The organism is Kytococcus sp. Marseille-QA3725 (assembly GCF_054950055.1).
Genome location: NZ_JBUCLA010000001.1, coordinates 764,775 through 783,745, shown reverse-complemented (window position 1 = coordinate 783,745; position 18,971 = coordinate 764,775). Strand labels below are relative to the sequence as shown.

Below are 18,971 nucleotides of genomic sequence, written 5' to 3'. Positions count from 1 at the left end.
CTTCCATCATCCGGGAGACCTCGACCCCTACCCGGCCACCGACGCGCTCAACCGACTACACCGTCAACTGCGAAGAGCCGCTTTTCCCGGTCATTTCCTGCCGTCACCTGAAACGTAGAAAGGCCCGGGAAGGCCGTTTCTCACCCGGTGGGTTGAGAAACGCCCCACCTGTCGGCCGGCTCCCACCGGGGACCTGGGCCACCGGGGGGACCCTCTGCACGCCGCGACATGCAACGCACCGCGGCAGCAACGGTTCTCGGGACGGACGTGGCCCCGACCGGACACCGCAGGGGCGCCGGCCGGGGGCCACGTGGAGGCTCGGGCGTCAGCTCTTCACGCCCTCCTCCTCGTCCAGGCGGCTCAGGGCCGTCGACCCGGACGTCGGGTCGTAGGTGTCGCGCGGCACCGCCACCAGGGTGATCTCGTCGGTGTCGTGCGCGCTCACACCGCTGATGACGGCCTGCTCGATCATCATCTGGCCGAGCTCGTTGCGGCGGGTCATCGCGTCGTTCGCGAGGTCGCGGACCAGGCTCACGCACATCAGCACCATCACGATGACGAACGGCAGCGACATGACGATGGTGATGTTCTGCAGGCTCGTCAGCGCAGACGGCAGGTCACCACCGGCCTCGATGCCGGCCAGCAGCATGATGGCTGCCACCGCACCGGTGACGGCACCCCAGAAGACGACCGTCGGGCGCGACGGCTCCACCCGGCCCTTCTCGGACAGCGAGCCCATGACGATGGACGCCGCACCGTGCCGTCCTTCGCCGCCATGTCTCCGAACTGGCGCTGGGCCTCGATGCCCGCGCCACCGAAGATGGCGAACCAGATGAGCGACACCAGCGAGGGCATGAGCAGCACGCCGGTGATGAACTCCCGGATGGTGCGACCGCGCGAGATGCGCGCGATGAACATGCCCACGAAGGGCGTCCAGCTGACCCACCAGGCCCAGTAGAAGATCGTCCACGCCGACAGCCAGTCGGCCATCCGGGACAGACCCGAGGCCTCGGTGCGGGCCGCCATGTCCGGCAGGTGGGAGACGTAGTCGCCCAGCATGGTCGGGATGAGGTTGAGGATGAGCACCGTGGGGCCGAAGACGAACACGAACACGGCCAGCGCCAGGGCGGCGGTGACGTCGAGGACGAGCCAGTCGATGCCCGTCCCGCTCTCGTCGAAGGTCTCGACGTGGTGCACGCCCTCGAGCAGGGCGTGGTCGTCGTGGGTCACCGAGCGGTCGTCGGCGGTCTCTGGGGTGGCGCTGCGTTCTCGCGCACGTTGGTCGGACACCTGGATTCTCCTCGGGGGGAAATGAACGGGGTGGTGGTCACCACCCGCGCCATCGCGTCTCCAGGGCGACAGGGAGTGACGAGCCATGTCAGCGGAGGACCAGGTCACAGGACGTGTGTTCCACCCGGCGCCCGATGCCGGGGGCACGGCACACTCAGCCCACGGCGTCGGTGAGCAGCACCATCGTCACGGCGAAGCCGGCCAGGTAGTTCAACCAGAGGAACCGCTGCCAGCCGGCGTGGGCACGTTCGCAGTCGGCGTCGGCCAACCCCAGGAAGGGCACGATGCTGACCACGTAGACCAGCGGGACGACGGCCAGCAGCACGTGGGGCAGGGGAGCGGCCAGCATCAGGACCGCGGCCAGCAGGTAGAGCGCCACCGAGAACCCGACGGTGAACCGGGCGCCCAGGACGGTGCCGATCGAGCCGATGCCACCGGCCCGGTCGGCCGCGATGTCCTGCACCGATCCGAACGCGTGGCTGGCCATGGACCAGGCGAAGAACGCCGCCAGGACCGCCCACCCCACGAGCGGCACGGAGGGGCCCGGCACCAGGGCGCCGACGACGGCCGGCCCGACGAAGTGGCTGGCCGAGGTGACCGAGTCCAGGAAGGGGACCTCCTTGAATCGCAGCCCCCGGGCCGAGTAGGCGACCACCAGGAACATCGTCACCGCCAGCGCGATGCCGCTGGGCACCGTGCCGGCCAGCAGCAGCGCCACGACGAACGGGATGCAGCAGAGCACCGAGATCCAGAGGATCGACCGGTGCCGCGACCGGTCGGTCAGTGCACCCTCGACACCGCCCTTGCGGGGGTTCAGCAGGTCCGAGTCGTAGTCGAACACGTCGTTGATGCCGTACATGGCCAGGTTGTAGGGCACGGCGAAGAAGAGCACGCCCACCCAGAAGACCCAGTCCGCCCGGCCGCCAGCCAGCAGGTACGCCGCGCCGAAGGGGTAGGCCGTGTTCACCCACGACACAGGGCGCGAGGTCTGCAGCAGGGTGATGAGCAGGTTCATCGGCGCTCCTTCCCGGACCGGTGTCGCCGGCCCACCCACAGTGCCGGCAGCAGCACCATCGCGGCCAGTGCGTAGGCGAAGTCCTCCACCGGCGCGGTGCCGATGCGCAGGCCCAGCAGGTGCGCCTCGTCGTAGGCCACGATGCCGGCGGAGATGATGAGCGAGTCGAACACCGCCGTGAACACGGCGCTCACGGCGAAGGCCGCACCGGCGACGAGGAGGGTACGCCGACGGCGCGCGGCCGGCACCCCGCGCAGCGCGAGCGCCGCCAGGACGGCGACGAGGCCGAGCACGGCGAGGTTCACCCAGAGGTAGGTCACGGGCCGGCCTCCCCGCTCGCGGAGTGCCCATCGTCCCGAGGGCCGGCAAGGTGGGCCAGGAGCCGCTCCAGGCCGGTGAACACCACCATCGAGAAGTGGCACAGGAACCACAGGAAGAAGATCTCCTCGACCGGCAGCTCCGGGGCCACCTGCCAGCCGGTCTGCCACGGTCCGGGGCCGCGCATGAAGATGCCCAGCCGGATGCACAGCACGTCCCACGCCAGGAAGAGCGCGATCCCGCTGACCTGCACCGTCAGGGCGTGCCGCACGTCGGCGAACAGGTACAGCCGCCATCGACGGTCGATGACGAGCATGCCGACCGAGGAGAACAGGATGGCCGCCAGGTACACCCCCGGCATCAGACACCGCTCCCGGAGGCCGTGCCCCCGCTCCAGGCGGTCGCGGGGTCCAGCGGCCCGTCGGAGTGGTCCCCGCGCAGCCGCTTGAGCACGTTCTGCGCGCTGATGAGGCACATCGGCAGGCCGACGCCCGGGGCGGTGGTGGCTCCGGCGTACAGCAGCCCGTCCACCCGCCGGCTGGCGTTGCGTCCCCGCAGGAAGGCCGACTGCCACAGCGTGTGCGCCGGCCCCAGGGCGTTGCCCCGCCACGAGTGGAAGTCGGTGGTGAAGTCCGCCGGGCCGATACTGCGGCGCACGACCACCCGCTCGGCCAGGTCCGGGACACCCGCCCAGTCGGCGATCTGCGCGATGGCGCGGTCCACGGCCGCCTCGACCGCGGGATCACCCGTGCCGTCGATGCCACCGTGCCCGACCGAACGCCCGTCCTCCGCGTCGGGGGAGACCGGCACCAGGACGAACAGGTTCTCGTGTCCCTCCGGCGCCACGCCGGGGTCGGTCGCCGAGGGCATGCACACGTAGCTGCTGGCCGGATCGGGGGCCACCGGGTCGTCGCCGGACAGCGCCGCGAAATTCGCGTCCCAGTCGTCGGTGAAGAACAGGTTGTGGTGGGTGAGCTCCGGCAACCGCCCGCGCACGCCGAGCAGCGCCAGCACCGCGCCGGGCCCGGACCGGCGCCGCGCCCAGTAGCGCTCGCCGTAGGTGCGCAGGTGCTCCGGCAGCAGGGCGGTCTCGGTGTGGTGCAGGTCCGCGGTGGAGACGACCACCTCGGCCGGCAGTTCCTCACCGGTGCCCAGGCGCACCCCGGCGGCCCGCGCCGTGCGTCCGCGCCCGAGCCTGCCCACGCGTGCGTCCGGGGGCTCCTCGGTGAGGATTCCCGTCACCTCGACCCCCGTCCGGATCCGCACCCCGGCCTCCCGCGCCAGCCCCTCCAGGACACGCACCAGTGCCGTGAACCCGCCCATCGGGTAGCGGACCCCGTCCTCGAGGTCCATCGAGCTCATGAGGTGATACAGGCTCGGCGCGGAGCGGGGCGTCGCGGCCAGGAAGACCGCCGGGTAGCCGAGCACCTGCCGCAGCCGGGTGTCCCGCACGGTCCGCGCCACCCGGGAGTGCAGGGACTCGACCAGCAGCCGCACGAGCTCCGGCAACCGGGGGAGCACCGCCCGCATGGTGCTCGTGGGCACCCGGGTGAAGGTGGTGTGCAGGAAGTGCCGCACCGCCAAGCGGTAGGCCCGCCCGGCCGAGTCCAGGTGGCCCGCGAGCGCCGCACCGGCTCCGGGCTCGACGCCCTCGAAGAGCGCGGTCACCCGCTCCCGGCCGGAGCGGACCTCCAGCGGCTCGTCGTAGCGCTCGCCGAACACCCGGTAGGCGGGGTCCAGCTCCACCAGATCCAGGTGGTCCTCCAGCCGGGTGCCCAGCAGCGCGAGGAAGTGCTCGAAGACCTCCGGCATGAGGTACCAGGAGGGGCCGGTGTCCCAGCGAAAGCGCCCGGCCCCCGTCGTGGCCTCCCAGGTGCCCGCGCGTCCGCCGGTGACCCGGTGGCGCTCCAGGAGCGTCACTCCGTACCCCTCCCGCGCCAGCAGCGCGGAGGTGGCCAGGCCCGTCACCCCACCGCCGATGACGACGGCACGCCGCGTCATCGGCCCCACCTCACGACCGCGCGCCCGAGGACGACGGCCTTCCGGGCGTCCGGGACGCGGACCCGGCGCTCCCGCAGATCGGCGGCGGGCACCGCGGCGAGCCGCTCGGTCAGCTCGGCGAACAGGTCGTGCGCAGCGCCCACGGCCACCCGGCTGGAGCGCGGCAGCTCCGGGATCACCACACGTGCCGCGTGCAGGTCGTCGCGGATGCCGGCGACCACCCGGTCCCGCCGGGTGGCGTCGTAGGAGGGCCCGTCGGTCCCCGGCAGGTAGGCGCGCCCGCGGTCGTCGACGTCCGCCTCGAGGTCGCGCAGGAAGTTCACCTGCTGGAAGGCCGCGCCGAGCCGTCGCGCGCCGTGCTCCAGGTGGAGCGGCGGGTCCACGGGCTCGGGGGACCGGTCGGTCGCGAAGACGCGCAAGCACATGAGCCCCACGACCTCGGCGGAGCCGTGGACGTACTCGGGCAGGGACTCCTCGTCGTGCCGGGAGGGCACGAGATCCGAACGCATCGCGGCGAAGAAGGGACGCGTCAGCTCGGCCGTGATGCCGGTGGCCCGGGCGGCGTGCGCAAAGGCGTGGAGCACCGGGTCGGGGGAGTAGCCGACCTGCAGCGCGTGCTCGCACCCCGCCTCGTAGGCGTCCAGCAGCGCCCCCACCTCGGGCGTCCCGAGCCCCGCACCGGCCGCGGCCCCGTCCACGATCTCGTCGGCGGTGCGCACCATCGCGTAGACGGCACGGACCCGGCGGCGCACCGGTTCGGCGAGGAGCCGGGTGGCGGCGGAGAAGCTGGTGGAGTAGCTGCCGATGACCTGCCCGGCTGCGCGGTACGCACTGCGCGTGTGGTCGTCGAGCGCCCGTGCGGCCAGGGCAGGGGCGAGAGGCATGGGCGCAAGTCTCACACGGTGCCAAGTCCTTGCCATTTCCTGACCCCACCGTGCTGCGGGATGTGTCATTGTGGGCGCTGCCGGCGGCAGGCCGCTGCCGTACGGCCCACGACCCCTCCCGATCGACCACCAGGAGCCAGCGTGCCCACCCCGCAGAGCCACCCCACGACCGTGCACCCGAGCCGCCGCGCCGTCCTGTCCAGTGCGGGCGCGGCCACCGCAGCCGCCGTCACCGCACTGCCGGCCACCTGCGCGCGGGCGTCCGCGCAGGCCGCCGACGGTGGCCTGAAGGTGGGCGCCGGCATCGCGGACACGACCGGCCCCGTCGCCGAGAACGGCATGATGGGCTACTCCTCGCTCAAGCAGGTGACAAGCGGTCTGCACATGCGCCTCATGGCCCGCGCCTTCGTCGTCGAGGACTCCTCCGGCGGCCGCATCGCGTGGGTCGTCGCGGACCACGGCGTGATCTCGGTGGCCGCGCACCGGGAGGTCGTGGCCCGGCTGGCGGCCCGGTTCCCGGGCGTCTACGACGTGCACAACGTGATGGTGACGGCCACCCACACGCACGCCTCCACCGGTGGCTGCACGCACGACGTCATCTACAACCTCGCGACCAAGGGCTACCAGGAGCAGGCGTTCGAGGCGCTGGTGGATGGCGTGGTGACTGCCGTCGAGCGCGCCCACGAGCAGCTCGCGCCCGGGACGGTCACGGTCGGCCGCACCGAGGTGCACGACGCCTCGCGCAACCGCTCCCGCGAGGCCTTCGACGCCAACCCGGCCGAGGACCGGGCTGCCTTCCCGGACGGGATCGACCCGCACATGGTGGTGCTGCGCTTCCGTCAGGGTGACCGCGAGATCGGCGCGCTGAGCTGGTACCCGACCCACGGGACCTCGCTGACCAACACCAACACCCTCGTCTCGGGCGACAACAAGGGTTACGCCGCCTGGGCCTGGGAGCGCGACCTGCTGGGGCAGGACCCGCTCGACCCGACGCCTGACTTCGTCGCCGCGTTCGCGCAGACCAACTCGGGCGACATGACGCCGAACCTGGCGCTGAAGCCCGGCACCGGGCCGACCGACGACGAGTACGAGAACATGCGCATCATCGGCCGCCGCCAGCTCGAGGCCGCCCGCACGGCCTGGGAGTCGGCATCCGAGGAGCTCGCCGGCCCCGTCGGTGGGCGCACGCGACACGTCGACATGGACGCCGTCGAGATCGAGGGCCGCTTCACCCCGGAGGGCAAGCCGGCCAAGACCGCGCCGGCCGTGCTGGGCGAGGCGATGCTCGCCGGCTCCACCGAGGACGGCCCGGGACCGGACATCTTCCGCGAGGGCGTGCGCTGGCCCATCACGGTGCCGGACGACACCCCGCTGTGGATCCGCAACGTGCAGCACCCGAAGGTGGGCATGGTGCCGGTCGGCATCGTCGACGCCGCGCCCGGCCGCCTGGCTCTGACCGTCGCCCGCATCGGCCAGCTGTGGATCGTCGGTGTCCCGGCCGAGGTGACCGTCGTGGCCGGGCTGCGCCTGCGCCGCGAGGTGGCGGACGCCGTCGGTGCCCGGCTGGAGGACGTGCTGGTGCAGAGCTACACCAACGGCTACTCGCAGTACGTCACCACCCCGGAGGAGTACGACACCCAGCACTACGAGGGCGGCTCCACCCTGTTCGGCCGCTGGACCCTGTGCGCCTACCAGCAGGAGACCTCCGCCCTGGCCGAGGAGCTGGCCGCGGGCCGGGCGGTCGAGGCCGGCGCCCCGCCGGTCTCCAACCCGGCCGGCAAGGCGAACTTCCAGACCGGCGTGCTGTTCGACAACCCGCACTCCGGCAAGCCCTTCGGCGGCGTGCTCACCGAGCCGACGGACACCGCCCCCGGCGGCACCGTCTCGGCGGTGTTCGTCACCGGCCACCCGAAGAACGACCTGCTGCTGGGCAGCACCTACCTGGAGGTGCAGCAGCGCACCGCCTCCGGCTGGGAGATCGTGCGTACCGACACCGACGACGACACCCGCTTCCACTGGAAGCGCACCAACTGGACGCTCGGCCACTCCACCGCGACCGTCGAGTGGGACGTCCCGGCGGGCACGGCGGCGGGGGAGTACCGCATCCTGCACCGCGGCGCCTCCAAGCGGGCCGGCACCGGCGCCATCACCCCCTTCGAGGGGACGACGGCCACCTTCCGGGTCGGCTGACGTCCCCGGTCGGGCGCCCCCTCGCGCCGGGGCGCCCGACCCGCACCCACCACCCAGCCCGGCCCCACCCGCGCCACCAGCGACCGCGCCCTCATGGGCGTCTACATGCCCCGCGAGGTCTACAACTCCGCCCGCGCGGCATTCATCAGCGACTTCCACCACGGTGGCCCGCAGGACACCTGGATCGACTGGGTCTCGGCCGCCATCCACACCCACGCCAAGCGCACCCCCGAAACCCGCGCCAAGATCAGCCCCGTACACCAGCGCTCGGCCACCCGCGGCGTCAGCCGCGAACTGCGCATCACCACCGACGCCCAAGACGCCATGCACCGCGCCATCGCCGACGACCACACCACGAAGGGCTTGCCGGAGTGCAGGTTGGCGAACAGCACGCCGGTCTGGAAGTTCGCCTTGCCGGCCGGGTTGGAGACCGGCGGGGCACCGGCCTCGACCGCCCGCCCAGCACGACTCCCCCGCCGCCTCATCCGCCGAGCAACCCCACCAACTCGCACACAGGCCCAAGCCTGTGCACGACCACCACGCGAAACAGGCTCTTCCGATCTGAGGGTGTAGCAGTGGTGGTGTGACCGGGCCGAGGTAGGGGTCGAGGTCCCCTGATGATGGGGGTTCCTACACCGACCCGACCAGAAGACCTCGACGTGCGTGAACTTACCTTTGATGCCCCTGATCTGACGACCTTCGCCCGCCTGGACGAGCTTGGCCTCGTTGCGGTTGGCCAGCGCGTGGAGCCTGACCGGGCGGTGCTGGAATGCCGGGTGGTCGCGGGCGATGACGACGCGTTCTGCCGGCACTGCGGGGCCGAGGGCGCCGCGCGGGGCACGGTGACCCGGCAGCTGGCGCATGAGCCGTTCGGGTGGCGGCCCACCACGCTGCTGATCCGGGTGCGTCGCTTCGGCTGTCAGGCGTGCCGGCGGGTGTGGCGCCAGGACACCACTGCGGCGGCGGACCGGCGGGCGAAGCTGTCGCGTGCAGCGGTGCGGTGGGCGCTGGTGGCCCTGGTGACCCAGCACCTGACTGTCGCCAGGTTGGCCGAGGCTCTGGGAGTGGCCTGGGACACCGCCAATGACGCGGTCCTGGCCGAGGGCCGACGGGTCCTGATCGATGACCCCACCCGGTTTGACGGCGTCACCGTGGTCGGAGTGGACGAGCACGTCTGGCGCCATACCCGAAGCGGCGAGAAGTACGTCACCGTCGTCATCGATCTGACCCCGATCCGCGACGGGACGGGTCCAGCACGCCTGCTCGACATGGTCCAGGGGCGATCGAAGAGCACTTTCAAGACCTGGCTCGCTGCCCGCACCCAGGCATGGCGCGACAGGGTGGAGGTGGTGGCGATGGACGGGTTCACCGGGTTCAAGACTGCTGCGGCCGAGGAGCTCCCCGACGCGGTCGCGGTGATGGATCCCTTCCACGTGGTCCGGCTCGCTGGTGACGCCCTGGACCGTTGTCGCCGACGGGTCCAGCAAGATCTCCACGGCCACCGCGGCCGGGCCGGCGATCCGCTCTACTGCGCGCGGCGGACCCTGCACACTGGCGCCAACCTGCTCACCGACAAGCAGGCCCGCAGGATCGAGTCCCTGTTCGCCGACGAGGAGCACGTCGAGGTCGAGGCGACCTGGGGCATCTACCAACGCATGATCGCCGCCTACCGCCACCCAGACCGGCGCGAAGGCCGGGCACTGATGACCGCCGTGATCGACTCGGTGACTCGTGGCGTTCCCACCGCCCTGAGCGAGCTCGTCACGCTCGGGCGGACGCTGACCAAGCGGGCCGAAGACGTACTCGCATTCTTCGACCTGCCGGGCACGAGCAACGGCCCGACCGAGGCGATCAACGGCCGCCTCGAGCACCTCCGAGGGTCCGCCCTCGGCTTCCGCAACCTGACCCACTACGTCGCCCGATCCCTCCTCGAAGCCGGCGGCTTCAGACCACGACTACACCCTCAGATCGGATGAGCCGCGAAACACGCGAACGATAGAAACGCAACACAGATGAAACCCGCAAGCAAACACGATGGGCTGGCCCCAGGAGGGAGAGCATCATGACCGCCATGACCGACACCCAGACCAACAACCTCATCCAGCGCCTGCGGATGGACGCCCTGGACCTCCGACGCCGCGACCCGCAGGCCGCCGCCGACCAGCTCCGCGAGATCGCCCGCACCCTCACCGAGGACACCACCACCCCCCGCGACGGCTTCGACGCCGCCACCCCCTACGAGCTGTGCCAGCGCTACGCCGCCGGACTCATCACCCGCGAGGCCCTCATCGACCAGCTCACCCGCTGGGACTACGCCCCCAGGGCCCAGGCAGAGGTGTGGAACGAGATCCTCCCCAACGTGCCCGGCAGCTTCAACGAAGTGGTCCGGGCCGCCGACCGGGGACTGATCGACGACACCATCTACGACGAGGTGCTGGCCGGCCGCGCCCAGCGCGCCACCGTATGAGCGACGACGCCCAGCACATCGAGAACCTGCGCCACTTCTCCCAGCGCGGAGGCGTGCTTGACACCCGAGCCGCCACAGCCACCACCAACAATCCGCAGTGGGGGCGCCCCCTCGCACCGGGGCGCCCGACCGGGTGGGCCGGGTGCCCCGGCGCGTCCGTGTAGGTGAGGCACAGCGACGGTGAACCGTCGCCCGTCGCCCCGTAGCGTGCGCACCCATGAAGATCTCCCCCGAGCTCGTGACCGCCTTTGAGAAGCAGATCACCCTGGAGCTCCGCGCCGCCGTGATCTACCGCCAGCTCGCCATCGAGATGGCCGCCCAGAGCCTGCCGGGCACCTCGGCCTGGTTCACCCGCCAGGCGAACGAGGAGGTCGTCCACGCCCAGCGCTTCATCGACCACGTCCTGGACCGCGGCGGTCGCCCGGCGATCGGGGACATCCCCGCCCCGACCCCACTGGAGGACCCCTCGCCGCTGGAGGCCTTCCGGGCCGCGCTGGCGCACGAGGAGAAGGTCTCCGAGGCCATCCGCGAGCTCTACGCGACCACCGAGCGCGCCGGAGACCTCGACTCGCGCCCGCTGCTCAACGAGTTCGTCGCCGAGCAGGTGGAGGAGGAGGCCACGGTCGGGGAGATCGTGACCTCGCTCGAGCGCGTCGGTGACGACGGCCCCGGCCTGCTCCGCATCGACGACGATCTCGCCGTCCGGGGTGCCCCGCAGGCCTGACCCGACCACCGGGCCGTAGCGTGGGCCCATGACCGAGACCGACGTGCCCCAGCCCGCCGCCACGACCGTGCCCCGCCCGGAGGACGAGGTCGTCGAGCTCTGCCGCGAGCTCCTGCGCATCGACTCGAGCAACTACGGCGACGGCACCGGCCCCGGCGAGCGCGAGGCCGCCGACCACGTCGTGGCGAGGCTGCGCGAGGTGGGGCTGGAGCCGGAGGTCTTCGAGTCCGACCCCGGCCGCACCAGCGTGGTGCTCCGGCTGGAGGGGAAGGACCGCAGCCGCCCCGGCCTGGTGCTCCACGGTCACCTGGACGTCGTGCCGGCCGAGGCCGCCGACTGGTCGGTGGACCCGTTCGCCGGCGAGGTCCACGACGGCATGGTCTGGGGCCGCGGCGCCGTGGACATGAAGGACATGGACGCCATGATCCTGGCCGTCGTCCGGTACATGGCGCGCACCGGCCAGCAGCCCGACCGTGACGTCGTCGTCGCCTTCTTCGCCGACGAGGAGGCCGGAGGCGTGAAGGGGGCCGGGCACCTGGTGGAGCACCACCCCGAGCTCTTCGCCGGCTGCACCGAGGCCGTCAGCGAGGTCGGTGGCTACTCCATCACCGTGCCCGGTCAGCAGGTGGTCGACGGGGGAGAGGGCCGCCGCACCTACCTCGTGCAGACCGCCGAGAAGGGCATCATGTGGCTCACGCTGACCGCCCGCGGTCGGGCGGGGCACGGCTCGGTGCCCACCAGCGACAACGCGGTGGTGCACATGTCCCGTGCACTGCAGGCCATCGGCGAGCACGAGTGGCCGGCCGAGCTCATCGAGTCCGTCGACGTGCTGCTCTCGACGGTGGGGGAGACCGCCGGCATCGACTGGGAGACCGGCGACTCGGCCTCCTTGGCGGAGGTGGTCTCGGCCACCGGCGGTGCCTCGGACTTCGTGGCCGGCACCCTGCGCAACACGAGCAACCCGACGATGGTCTCCGGCGGCTACAAGCACAACGTCGTGCCGCAGAGCGTCACCGCCGGGCTGGACTGCCGCTTCCTGCCGGGTCAGCAGGAGCACCTGCTGCAGACCATCCGCGACCTGGCCGGGGAGCACGTCGAGGTCACCGTCCACCACCTGGGCCCCGCCCTGGAGGCCCCCTTCGAGTCCCCGCTGGTGGACACGATGCGCTCGGTGCTGGAGGCCGAGGACCCGGGCTGCGAGGTGCTGCCCTACTGCCTCTCGGGCGGGACGGACAACAAGCACCTGAGCGACCTGGGCATCACCGGCTACGGGTTCGTGCCGCTCAAGCTGCCGGCGGACCTGGACTTCGCGCCGCTGTTCCACGGCGTGGACGAGCGGGTGCCCGTGGAGGCGCTGGAGTTCGGCGCCCGGGTGCTGCACCGCTTCGTCACGGAGTGCTGAGGCCGACCACCTGCGGACGCCGCTGACGGATCACCTTGCGCCGCAGGGAGACGCGGCGCTTTCCGGACTGGTGGTGGCGCACCGTGTGCAGGTGCCAGCCCTCGTACTCGGCGAGCTCGGTGAGAAGCTGGCACAGCTCTGAGCGGGACATGTCGCGGTGCGCCTCCACGGTGCGGTACTCCCACACGGCCGCGGCGCGCGCCTTCGCGTGGGCGGACGGCAGCGAACGGATCGGCATCGCCACATTGTGCCCCGGGAGAAGCCCTCCCGTCGTGGGCGCCCCCGCGCTACCGTGAACCCATGGCCACCGATCCGCGCAGTGCCCTGACCACTCTCGTCACCGCCCTCGAGCGGCACCTCGAGGCGTGCGCCTCGCGCACGGGGGAGGAGGACCCACGCGTCATCTCCGCCTACAACGACCTCGCAGACGCGTTCGAGGACTACGACGACGCGCTGCTGGACACCCACGGCGAGGTGACCCCCTTCGAGGTCTACTCCGACGAGGACGACGCGGACTTCGACGACGAAGAGGACGACGAGGACGCGGACGACCGCTACGACGACGAGTACGACGGCGACCAGGACTCGTACTCCTACGACGACGACTCCGAGGTGGAGCCCGACCGCGACTGAGTCGCGCTCAGAGCCAGCCGACCCGTCGGAAGCGCAGGTAGAGCAGCACCACGACCACCACGGTGAACACCATCACCGCGGGATAGCCCCAGATCCAGTGCAGCTCGGGCATGGTGTCGAAGTTCATGCCGTAGACCGCGCCCACGATGGTCGGGACGGCCGCCAGGGCCGCCCAGGCCGAGATCTTGCGGGTGTCCTCGCCCTGCTGGACGGCCACCATCGACAGGTGTGCCTGCAGGATGTCGGTCAGCGTGCGGTCGTAGCCGTTCACGTGCCCCTCGGTGCGCAGCAGGTGGTCCTGCACGTCGCGGAAGTACAACTTCATCTCCTCCGCGAGCAGATCCCGGGCGTCGATGAGGTGGCGCAGCGGGTCCACCAGCGGCTGCACCGCCGCACGGGCCTCCATGATCTCCCGCTTCAGCCGGTAGATCTCCAGCACGTCCACCGACGACTGGGCGTCGAAGGTCGCGCGCTCGATGCGCAGCAGGTCGTCGTTGAGCTCCTGGTCCACGCGCGTGTAGGTGTCGACGATGTGGTCGATCACCACGAACAGCCCGGCGGTGGGCCCGTGCGCCATGAGCTCGGGGGAGCGCTCCAGCCGGGCGCGCACGCCGGTGAGCCGGGTGTGCTTCCCGTGGCGCACCGTGAGCACCCAGTGCGGCCCCCAGGCGAGCAGGACCTCACCGGTCTCGACGTCGCTGTTCTCCTCGAAGTAGGCGAGGGTGCTGAACACCATGAGGGCGGACCCTTCGATGACGTCGAGCTTGGGCGGCTGCCGGCCGGTGATGATGTCCTCGACCATCAGCGGGTGCATGTCGAGGATCTCGGCGAACTCGTGCACCTGCTCGGCGCTGGGCTCGAAGAGCCCCACCCAGATGAAGGAGTCGTCGTCGCGCCCGCGCACCTCGGCCATCGCGGTCGCCACGTCAGGGCACTCCTGTCGGCGGCCGTCGACGTACACCGCCTTGTCCACGATCATGCGGGCAATTCTGGCACCCGGTGCCCTCGCCTACCCTGTGCGACGTGGATTCTTGGACCTCACCGACCGTGCCCGCCCTGCCGCTGACCGCCCCGGCGCCCCGAGTGCATGACACGGCGGCCGGGCAGGAGGTCGTGCTGCAGCCCGCCGGTCCGGCGGGGCTGTACGTCTGCGGCATCACCCCCTACGACGCCACGCACATGGGCCACGCGGCCACCTACCTGACCTTCGACACCCTCAACCGGGTGCTGCGGGCCGCCGGGAACGAGGTGCGGTTCGTGCAGAACGTCACGGACGTGGACGAGCCGCTGCTGGAGCGCGCCGAGCGCGACGGCGTGCACTGGGAGGAGCTCGCCGAGCGCGAGATCCAGCTCTTCCGCGAGGACATGGTGGCGCTGCGGATGATCGCGCCGGACGCCTACGTGGGCGCGGTCGAGGGCATCCCCTCCGACATCGCCGCCGTCGAGGCGATGCTGGAGTCCGGCCGCGCCTACGCGGTGCCCGCCACGGACGCGGCCCCGGACGCCGAGCCGGGCGCGGACGCCCCGCTGGGCACGTCCGAGGCGTCCGACGTCTACCTCGACCTGGCGCAGGTGCCCACCTTCGGCGAGGTCTCCGGCTGGACCCGGGAGCAGATGATGGAGGTCTTCGCCGACCGCGGGGGCGACCCGGACCGGGCCGGCAAGCGCGACCAGCTCGACCCGCTGCTGTGGCGTGCCCATCGCGAGGGCGAGCCGCACTGGGACGGCGGCTGTCTGGGTGCCGGGCGGCCCGGCTGGCACATCGAGTGCACCACCATCGCACGCGACCACCTGGGCACGCCCTTCCTCGTGCAGGGCGGCGGTGACGACCTGGTCTTCCCGCACCACGAGATGAGCGCCGCCCAGACCCGGGCGCTCACCGACGACGCGTTCGCCGAGCACTACGTCCACCAGGCGATGGTGGGCTACGAGGGCGAGAAGATGAGCAAGTCCAAGGGCAACCTGGTGCTCGTCTCGACTCTGCGGAAGGCGGGGGAGGACCCGGCCGCCATCCGGCTGGCGCTGCTCAGCCAGCACTACCGCACCGCCTGGGAGTGGACCGACGAGCACCTGCCCGTCGCGAAGGACCGGCTGGCCCGGTGGCGGGAAGCCGCCGCCACCGTGGCCCCCTACGCGACCGCCTCGGCTGCGCCCGTCCCGGCATCGCTCACCTCCCGGCTCCACGGCACGCTGGCCGCGGACCTCGACACCCCCGGTGCCCTGGCCGCCGTGGACGACTGGGCCGCCGAGGTGTCCGCCGGTGAGCGCTCCACCACCGCCGACGACCTGGCCGCGATCGACGCGCTGCTCGGCATCGACCTGCGCTGAGGCGGCCCCCGTCAGATCGGCGGGGTGCTGCCCCCATCGCTCTCGCGCCGCTTGAGGTACTGCTCGAACTCCTTGGCCAGCGCGTCGCCGGAGGCCTGCGGGGAGGTCATGTCGTCCACCGCCTCCTCCAGCGCCTCGACGTACTCGGCGACGTGCTCGTCCTCGCTGGTGAGCTCCTGCACTCCGCGCGTCCACGCCTGGGCGAGCTCCTCCAGGTCGGCGGTGTCGATGACGGTGTCCAGCACCTCCTCAAGCGCCGTGAGCAGCCCCCAGGTGGCCCGCGGCGAGGGGACGCTCCCGGCGTAGTGGGGCACGGACACCCACACGCTGACGGCGTCCAGGCCCGCCTCCTCGGCCTCCAGGTTGAGCACGCCGACGATCCCGGTGGGTCCCTCGTAGTCGCCGGCCGAGACGTCCAGGCGGCGCTGCACCGCCAGCGAGCTCGCCGTGGTGCTCACCGGCAGCGGGCGGGTGTGCGGCACGTCGGCCAGCAGGGCGCCCAGGGTCACGAACTCGGTCGTGCCGGCCTCGGTCACCCAGTCCAGCAGCTCGCGGGTGAAGGCCCGCCAGCGCATGGAGGGCTCCAGACCCTGCACGAGCAGCACGTCGCGGTCCAGGCCCGGGGGACGAGCCACATGGAAGGTGGTGGTGGGCCACTCGATCCGGCGTCGCCTCTCGCGGCGCACCATGCGGGGGCGGTGCACCTGGTAGTCGTAGTAGTCCTCGGGGTCGAAGCCGGCCACCTGCTCGGCGCCCCAGACCTCGATGAGGTGGGCGACCGCTGCCGTCGCGGCCTCACCGGCGTCGTTCCACCCCGCGAACGCGGCGACCACGACGGGATCGCGCAGCGGGGCCGGGTCCTCGTTCACCATCCCCACAGCGTAGGTGGTGGGCTGGGAGACTGGGCGCGTGACTGCCGTGAACCGCCCCGACCTGCCCGCCGCCGTCCTGTTCGACATGGACGGCACCCTCATCGACTCCGAACCGCTGTGGATGTCAGCCGAGACCCGGCTGGTCGAGGAGCACGGCGGCGTCTGGACCCACGAGGACGCGCTGGCGATGGTGGGGAACCCGCTGGAGGTGTCCGCCCAGATCATCCTGGACCGCACCCCGGTGGACCTGCCCCGCGAGCAGATCATCGAGCGGATGCTCACCGAGGTGGCCGAGCAGGTGGCCCGCGAGCTGCCGTGGCGTCCCGGGGCGCGGGAGCTGCTGGAGGAGTGCCGCGAGCTGGAGATCCCCACGGCGCTGGTGACGATGTCGTGGACGCTCCTGGCCGACGCGTTCACCGAAGCCCTGCCCGAGGGCACGTTCACCACCGTCGTGACCGGTGACGTCGTCGAGCACGGCAAGCCGCACCCGGAGCCCTACCTGACCGCCGCGCGGCGACTGGGCGTCGACCCGACCGACTGCCTCGCGCTGGAGGACTCACCCTCCGGAGTCGGCTCGGCGTCCGCGGCCGGGACGCACCTGGTGGCCATCCCGCTCATGGTCGACCTGCCGGAGACCCCGAACACGGTCACCGTGCCCACCCTGCAGGGTGAGAGCGTCGCCTCCCTCTGGGAGCAGTTCAGCCACTGACGGGAGCCTCCGGCAGCGGCGGGGGAGTGCCGCCCCAGGCCGGGCAGATGTCCTGGAAGCTGCACCAGTCGCACAGCCGGCTGCGGCGTGGCCGCCAGTCACCGGCCTCGGCCGCCCGCTCGATCGCGTCGTAGAGCGCCAGCACCTTGCGCTCGGTGGCGAGCAGCTCGGACTCCGTGGGCGCGTGGCGCAGGACGGTGCCGTCCTTCAGGTAGACCAGCTGCAGCAGCGCCGGCACCCGACCCCGCAGCCGCCAGATGGCCAGGGCGTAGAACTTCATCTGGAAGAGCGCCTTGGCCTGGAACATCTCCGAGGGCGCTCTGCCGGTCTTGTAGTCCACCACCCGCAGCGCCCCGTCGGCAGGGGCCTCGTCCAGGCGGTCGACGTACCCGCGCAGCGTCAGCTCCCCGCGCTCCCCGCCGCGGGAGACGGGCACCTCCACCCGGAGCTCCCGCTCGGCCGGCTCCAGGACGCTCGGGTCCTCCACGGTGAACCAGCGGCGCACCAGGGCCTCGGCCTCGGCCATCCACTCGGCCAAGTCCTCCTGCGTCGGTGCCCGTCGGGCACCGGTGTCCTCACCGGCTGCGCCCCCCGCGCCATCCTCGGCACCAGCTGGCTCCTCGTCGTTGTCACGACGCACCACGTCCAGCACCTCGGGGCGCTCCTGCACCAGGGCCTCCCAGGCGTCGTCCATGAGGGCGACGGCGTCGTCCGGGCGTCGGCGGTGGGCCGGCAGGTCGAAGACGTTCTCCAGCACCGAGTGCACGAAGGTACCCCGCACCGCCGCGGCCGACGGCGGCTCGGGCAGCCGGTCGACCACCCGGAAGCGGTAGAGCAGCGGGCACTGCATGAAGTCGCTGGCACGGCTGGGGGACAGGGCTGCGGAGGCCATGTCCGAAGGGTAGGTCCCACCACCGACAGGCCACCGTAGGCTGTGCACTCGTCGACCTCGAGGAGAACGTGATGGACCAGGCCTCCGGATGGCGCATCGGCAGCGTCCGCGGCGTCCCGGTGTACCTCGGCCGCACCTGGCCCCTGCTGGTCGTCCTCGTGGTCTTCCTCAACGGCAGCCAGCTCTCCGACCGCCTCGGCCCCGCCACCGCCTACGGCCTCGGGGTCGCCTACGCGGTGATGCTGGTGTTCTCCGTCTTCGTGCACGAGCTCGGCCACGTCCTGGCCGCGCAGTCCCGCGGGTACGAGGTCACCAAGGTGCAGCTCGACCTCATCGGCGGGCACACCGCCCACCAGAGCGACAACACCAGCCCCGGCAGCAACGCCCTGGTGGCCGTCGCGGGCCCGCTGGCCAACCTGGCGCTCGCCGGCCTCGCCGCGGCCGCCCTGCTCGTGGTGCCGGAGGGGCTGCTGCACATGGTGGTCGCCAGCGCGGTGTGGGTGAACGGCCTGGTGGGCCTGTTCAACCTGCTGCCGGGCATGCCGCTGGACGGTGGCCACGTCGTCGACTCCCTGGTCTGGAAGGCGACCGGCGACCGGCCCGCCGGTCTCGTCGTCGCCGGGTGGACCGGTCGCGTCATCGCGGTGGTCGTCATCGCCCTGGTGGCCTTCCAGGCGACCCGGGGCGGGTCCCTGACCATGGTGCTGTGGGGCGGCCTCATCGCGTTCGTCCTCTGGGCCGGGGCGAGCCGATCCATCCAGGCCGGCAGCGCCCGCCGGGAGCTCGGGCGCCACTCGACCGGCTCGGTGATGCGCCCGGCCGTCGGGCTGCCTCAGGACGAGCCGGTCTCCGCCCTGCTCGGGGTCCGCGGCTTCCCGGTGCCCGTCAGCGTGGTGACCACCGACCACGAGGCCCGCGCGGTGGGTCTGGTGGACCCCTCGGCCCTGGCGCAGGTGCCCGGTGAGCGGCGCGAGTCCACCCCGCTCTCCGCGGTCGCCCGCACGGTGCCGGGGGACTGGACGGTCGACGCCGCCCCGCAGGAGGACATCACGCGCCTGGTGGAGGCGGTCTCCACTCGCGGGCTGAAGCTGGCCGCCATCCGCCAGCACGGGGCCGTGGGGCCCGACGGGCGTGCGCTGCCACCGCAGATCGTCGGCCTGGCGGACCACGAGTCCCTGGACCAGGGCATGCGCGCCAACATCCGGCAGCGGCAGCAGCCCTCGGCCTGACGCAGTCGAACGGGACG

19 protein-coding genes and 1 pseudogene are annotated in these 18,971 nt (G+C 72.1%); 10 read left to right on the top strand and 10 right to left on the bottom strand.

The genetic code is table 11. From position 1 onward, the window contains the following. Nucleotides 1–325 precede the first annotated feature (325 nt). The 6 genes and pseudogenes from ACY8FT_RS03585 to ACY8FT_RS03560 all read right to left on the bottom strand — a co-directional run. Nucleotides 326–1,161: pseudogene (locus ACY8FT_RS03585) on the bottom strand (BCCT family transporter); the annotation flags it as partial. Between the two features lie 283 nt (nucleotides 1,162–1,444). After that, entirely contained in the window at nucleotides 1,445–2,305 is an 861-nt protein-coding gene (locus ACY8FT_RS03580) for a prenyltransferase (RefSeq protein WP_462417565.1), read from the bottom strand. Further along, complete coding sequence (locus ACY8FT_RS03575; RefSeq protein WP_462417564.1) at nucleotides 2,302–2,625, bottom strand: lycopene cyclase domain-containing protein; 324 nt, start codon at nucleotides 2,623–2,625, stop codon at nucleotides 2,302–2,304. Before ACY8FT_RS03575 ends, ACY8FT_RS03580 begins: the two co-directional genes overlap by 4 nt. Beyond that, nucleotides 2,622–2,984, bottom strand: coding sequence for a lycopene cyclase domain-containing protein (locus tag ACY8FT_RS03570; protein WP_462417563.1), 363 nt, complete (start codon nucleotides 2,982–2,984; stop codon nucleotides 2,622–2,624). Before ACY8FT_RS03570 ends, ACY8FT_RS03575 begins: the two co-directional genes overlap by 4 nt. After that, the gene (gene crtI / locus ACY8FT_RS03565; RefSeq protein WP_462417562.1) at nucleotides 2,984–4,624 is read right to left on the bottom strand and encodes a phytoene desaturase family protein; all 1,641 of its coding nucleotides are present in this window, start codon (nucleotides 4,622–4,624) and stop codon (nucleotides 2,984–2,986) included. The genes ACY8FT_RS03570 and crtI overlap by 1 nt, the downstream gene beginning before the upstream one ends. Continuing rightward, a complete protein-coding gene (locus tag ACY8FT_RS03560; protein ID WP_462417561.1) occupies nucleotides 4,621–5,508 on the bottom strand; it encodes a phytoene/squalene synthase family protein in 888 nt (295 codons plus the stop codon). The genes crtI and ACY8FT_RS03560 overlap by 4 nt, the downstream gene beginning before the upstream one ends. Before the next feature lie 141 nt (nucleotides 5,509–5,649). Between ACY8FT_RS03560 and ACY8FT_RS03555 the strand changes: the two genes are divergently transcribed. The 6 genes from ACY8FT_RS03555 (at nucleotide 5,650) to ACY8FT_RS03530 (ending at nucleotide 12,291) form a co-directional block, all read left to right on the top strand. After that, complete coding sequence (locus tag ACY8FT_RS03555) at nucleotides 5,650–7,698, top strand: neutral/alkaline ceramidase (RefSeq protein WP_462417560.1); 2,049 nt, start codon at nucleotides 5,650–5,652, stop codon at nucleotides 7,696–7,698. A gap of 93 nt (nucleotides 7,699–7,791) precedes the next feature. After that, nucleotides 7,792–8,271, top strand: a complete 480-nt coding sequence (locus ACY8FT_RS03550) for a hypothetical protein (protein WP_462417559.1) — start codon at nucleotides 7,792–7,794, stop codon at nucleotides 8,269–8,271. A 47-nt stretch (nucleotides 8,272–8,318) separates the two neighbouring features. Beyond that, nucleotides 8,319–9,674 (top strand): ISL3 family transposase, encoded by a 1,356-nt coding sequence (locus ACY8FT_RS03545; protein ID WP_462418377.1) that lies wholly within the window; start codon nucleotides 8,319–8,321, stop codon nucleotides 9,672–9,674. 95 nt (nucleotides 9,675–9,769) lie between these two features. Continuing rightward, a complete protein-coding gene (locus ACY8FT_RS03540; protein WP_462417558.1) occupies nucleotides 9,770–10,165 on the top strand; it encodes a hypothetical protein in 396 nt (131 codons plus the stop codon). 217 nt (nucleotides 10,166–10,382) lie between these two features. Beyond that, nucleotides 10,383–10,889 (top strand): ferritin, encoded by a 507-nt coding sequence (locus ACY8FT_RS03535; RefSeq protein ID WP_462417557.1) that lies wholly within the window; start codon nucleotides 10,383–10,385, stop codon nucleotides 10,887–10,889. 28 nt (nucleotides 10,890–10,917) lie between these two features. Continuing rightward, a complete protein-coding gene (locus ACY8FT_RS03530) occupies nucleotides 10,918–12,291 on the top strand; it encodes a M20/M25/M40 family metallo-hydrolase (RefSeq protein WP_462417556.1) in 1,374 nt (457 codons plus the stop codon). Here ACY8FT_RS03530 and ACY8FT_RS03525 read toward each other — a convergent pair. Beyond that, complete coding sequence (locus tag ACY8FT_RS03525) at nucleotides 12,278–12,529, bottom strand: DUF5703 family protein (protein WP_462417555.1); 252 nt, start codon at nucleotides 12,527–12,529, stop codon at nucleotides 12,278–12,280. The two genes, ACY8FT_RS03530 and ACY8FT_RS03525, sit on opposite strands and share 14 nt — an antisense overlap. Before the next feature lie 62 nt (nucleotides 12,530–12,591). Between ACY8FT_RS03525 and ACY8FT_RS03520 the strand changes: the two genes are divergently transcribed. Continuing rightward, the gene (locus ACY8FT_RS03520) at nucleotides 12,592–12,924 is read left to right on the top strand and encodes a hypothetical protein (protein WP_462417554.1); all 333 of its coding nucleotides are present in this window, start codon (nucleotides 12,592–12,594) and stop codon (nucleotides 12,922–12,924) included. 7 nt (nucleotides 12,925–12,931) lie between these two features. Here ACY8FT_RS03520 and ACY8FT_RS03515 read toward each other — a convergent pair whose 3' ends face one another. After that, a complete protein-coding gene (locus ACY8FT_RS03515) occupies nucleotides 12,932–13,903 on the bottom strand; it encodes a magnesium and cobalt transport protein CorA (protein WP_462417553.1) in 972 nt (323 codons plus the stop codon). Between the two features lie 44 nt (nucleotides 13,904–13,947). Between ACY8FT_RS03515 and mshC the strand changes: the two genes are divergently transcribed. Continuing rightward, the gene (gene mshC / locus ACY8FT_RS03510) at nucleotides 13,948–15,252 is read left to right on the top strand and encodes a cysteine--1-D-myo-inosityl 2-amino-2-deoxy-alpha-D-glucopyranoside ligase (RefSeq protein WP_462417552.1); all 1,305 of its coding nucleotides are present in this window, start codon (nucleotides 13,948–13,950) and stop codon (nucleotides 15,250–15,252) included. Nucleotides 15,253–15,263: 11 nt separating this feature from the next. Here mshC and ACY8FT_RS03505 read toward each other — a convergent pair whose 3' ends face one another. Further along, nucleotides 15,264–16,124 (bottom strand): PAC2 family protein, encoded by an 861-nt coding sequence (locus ACY8FT_RS03505; RefSeq protein ID WP_462417551.1) that lies wholly within the window; start codon nucleotides 16,122–16,124, stop codon nucleotides 15,264–15,266. A 37-nt stretch (nucleotides 16,125–16,161) separates the two neighbouring features. Here ACY8FT_RS03505 and ACY8FT_RS03500 point away from each other — a divergent pair, with 37 nt between their 5' ends. After that, nucleotides 16,162–16,833, top strand: coding sequence for an HAD family hydrolase (locus ACY8FT_RS03500; protein WP_462417550.1), 672 nt, complete (start codon nucleotides 16,162–16,164; stop codon nucleotides 16,831–16,833). Here ACY8FT_RS03500 and ACY8FT_RS03495 read toward each other — a convergent pair. Continuing rightward, nucleotides 16,823–17,725, bottom strand: a complete 903-nt coding sequence (locus ACY8FT_RS03495; RefSeq protein WP_462417549.1) for a RecB family exonuclease — start codon at nucleotides 17,723–17,725, stop codon at nucleotides 16,823–16,825. The two genes, ACY8FT_RS03500 and ACY8FT_RS03495, sit on opposite strands and share 11 nt — an antisense overlap. A 71-nt stretch (nucleotides 17,726–17,796) precedes the next feature. On the opposite strand from ACY8FT_RS03495, the gene ACY8FT_RS03490 reads away from it, so the two are divergent. Continuing rightward, nucleotides 17,797–18,954: a M50 family metallopeptidase gene (locus ACY8FT_RS03490; protein WP_462417548.1), complete on the top strand. Its 1,158-nt coding sequence runs from the start codon at nucleotides 17,797–17,799 to the stop codon at nucleotides 18,952–18,954. Nucleotides 18,955–18,971 lie beyond the last annotated feature (17 nt).

What these genes read in the sequence shown, in the direction of transcription:
- ACY8FT_RS03580 (WP_462417565.1), bottom strand. Translation starts at nt 2,305, where the DNA reads ATGAACCTGCTCATCACCCTGCTGCAGACCTCGCGCCCTGTGTCGTGG.
- ACY8FT_RS03570 (WP_462417563.1), bottom strand. Translation starts at nt 2,984, where the DNA reads ATGCCGGGGGTGTACCTGGCGGCCATCCTGTTCTCCTCGGTCGGCATG.
- crtI (WP_462417562.1), bottom strand. Translation starts at nt 4,624, where the DNA reads ATGACGCGGCGTGCCGTCGTCATCGGCGGTGGGGTGACGGGCCTGGCC.
- ACY8FT_RS03560 (WP_462417561.1), bottom strand. Translation starts at nt 5,508, where the DNA reads ATGCCTCTCGCCCCTGCCCTGGCCGCACGGGCGCTCGACGACCACACG.
- ACY8FT_RS03550 (WP_462417559.1), top strand. Translation starts at nt 7,792, where the DNA reads ATGGGCGTCTACATGCCCCGCGAGGTCTACAACTCCGCCCGCGCGGCA.
- ACY8FT_RS03545 (WP_462418377.1), top strand. Translation starts at nt 8,319, where the DNA reads ATGGGGGTTCCTACACCGACCCGACCAGAAGACCTCGACGTGCGTGAA.
- ACY8FT_RS03540 (WP_462417558.1), top strand. Translation starts at nt 9,770, where the DNA reads ATGACCGACACCCAGACCAACAACCTCATCCAGCGCCTGCGGATGGAC.
- ACY8FT_RS03535 (WP_462417557.1), top strand. Translation starts at nt 10,383, where the DNA reads ATGAAGATCTCCCCCGAGCTCGTGACCGCCTTTGAGAAGCAGATCACC.
- ACY8FT_RS03530 (WP_462417556.1), top strand. Translation starts at nt 10,918, where the DNA reads ATGACCGAGACCGACGTGCCCCAGCCCGCCGCCACGACCGTGCCCCGC.
- ACY8FT_RS03525 (WP_462417555.1), bottom strand. Translation starts at nt 12,529, where the DNA reads ATGCCGATCCGTTCGCTGCCGTCCGCCCACGCGAAGGCGCGCGCCGCG.
- ACY8FT_RS03520 (WP_462417554.1), top strand. Translation starts at nt 12,592, where the DNA reads ATGGCCACCGATCCGCGCAGTGCCCTGACCACTCTCGTCACCGCCCTC.
- ACY8FT_RS03515 (WP_462417553.1), bottom strand. Translation starts at nt 13,903, where the DNA reads ATGATCGTGGACAAGGCGGTGTACGTCGACGGCCGCCGACAGGAGTGC.
- ACY8FT_RS03505 (WP_462417551.1), bottom strand. Translation starts at nt 16,124, where the DNA reads ATGGTGAACGAGGACCCGGCCCCGCTGCGCGATCCCGTCGTGGTCGCC.
- ACY8FT_RS03495 (WP_462417549.1), bottom strand. Translation starts at nt 17,725, where the DNA reads ATGGCCTCCGCAGCCCTGTCCCCCAGCCGTGCCAGCGACTTCATGCAG.
- ACY8FT_RS03490 (WP_462417548.1), top strand. Translation starts at nt 17,797, where the DNA reads ATGGACCAGGCCTCCGGATGGCGCATCGGCAGCGTCCGCGGCGTCCCG.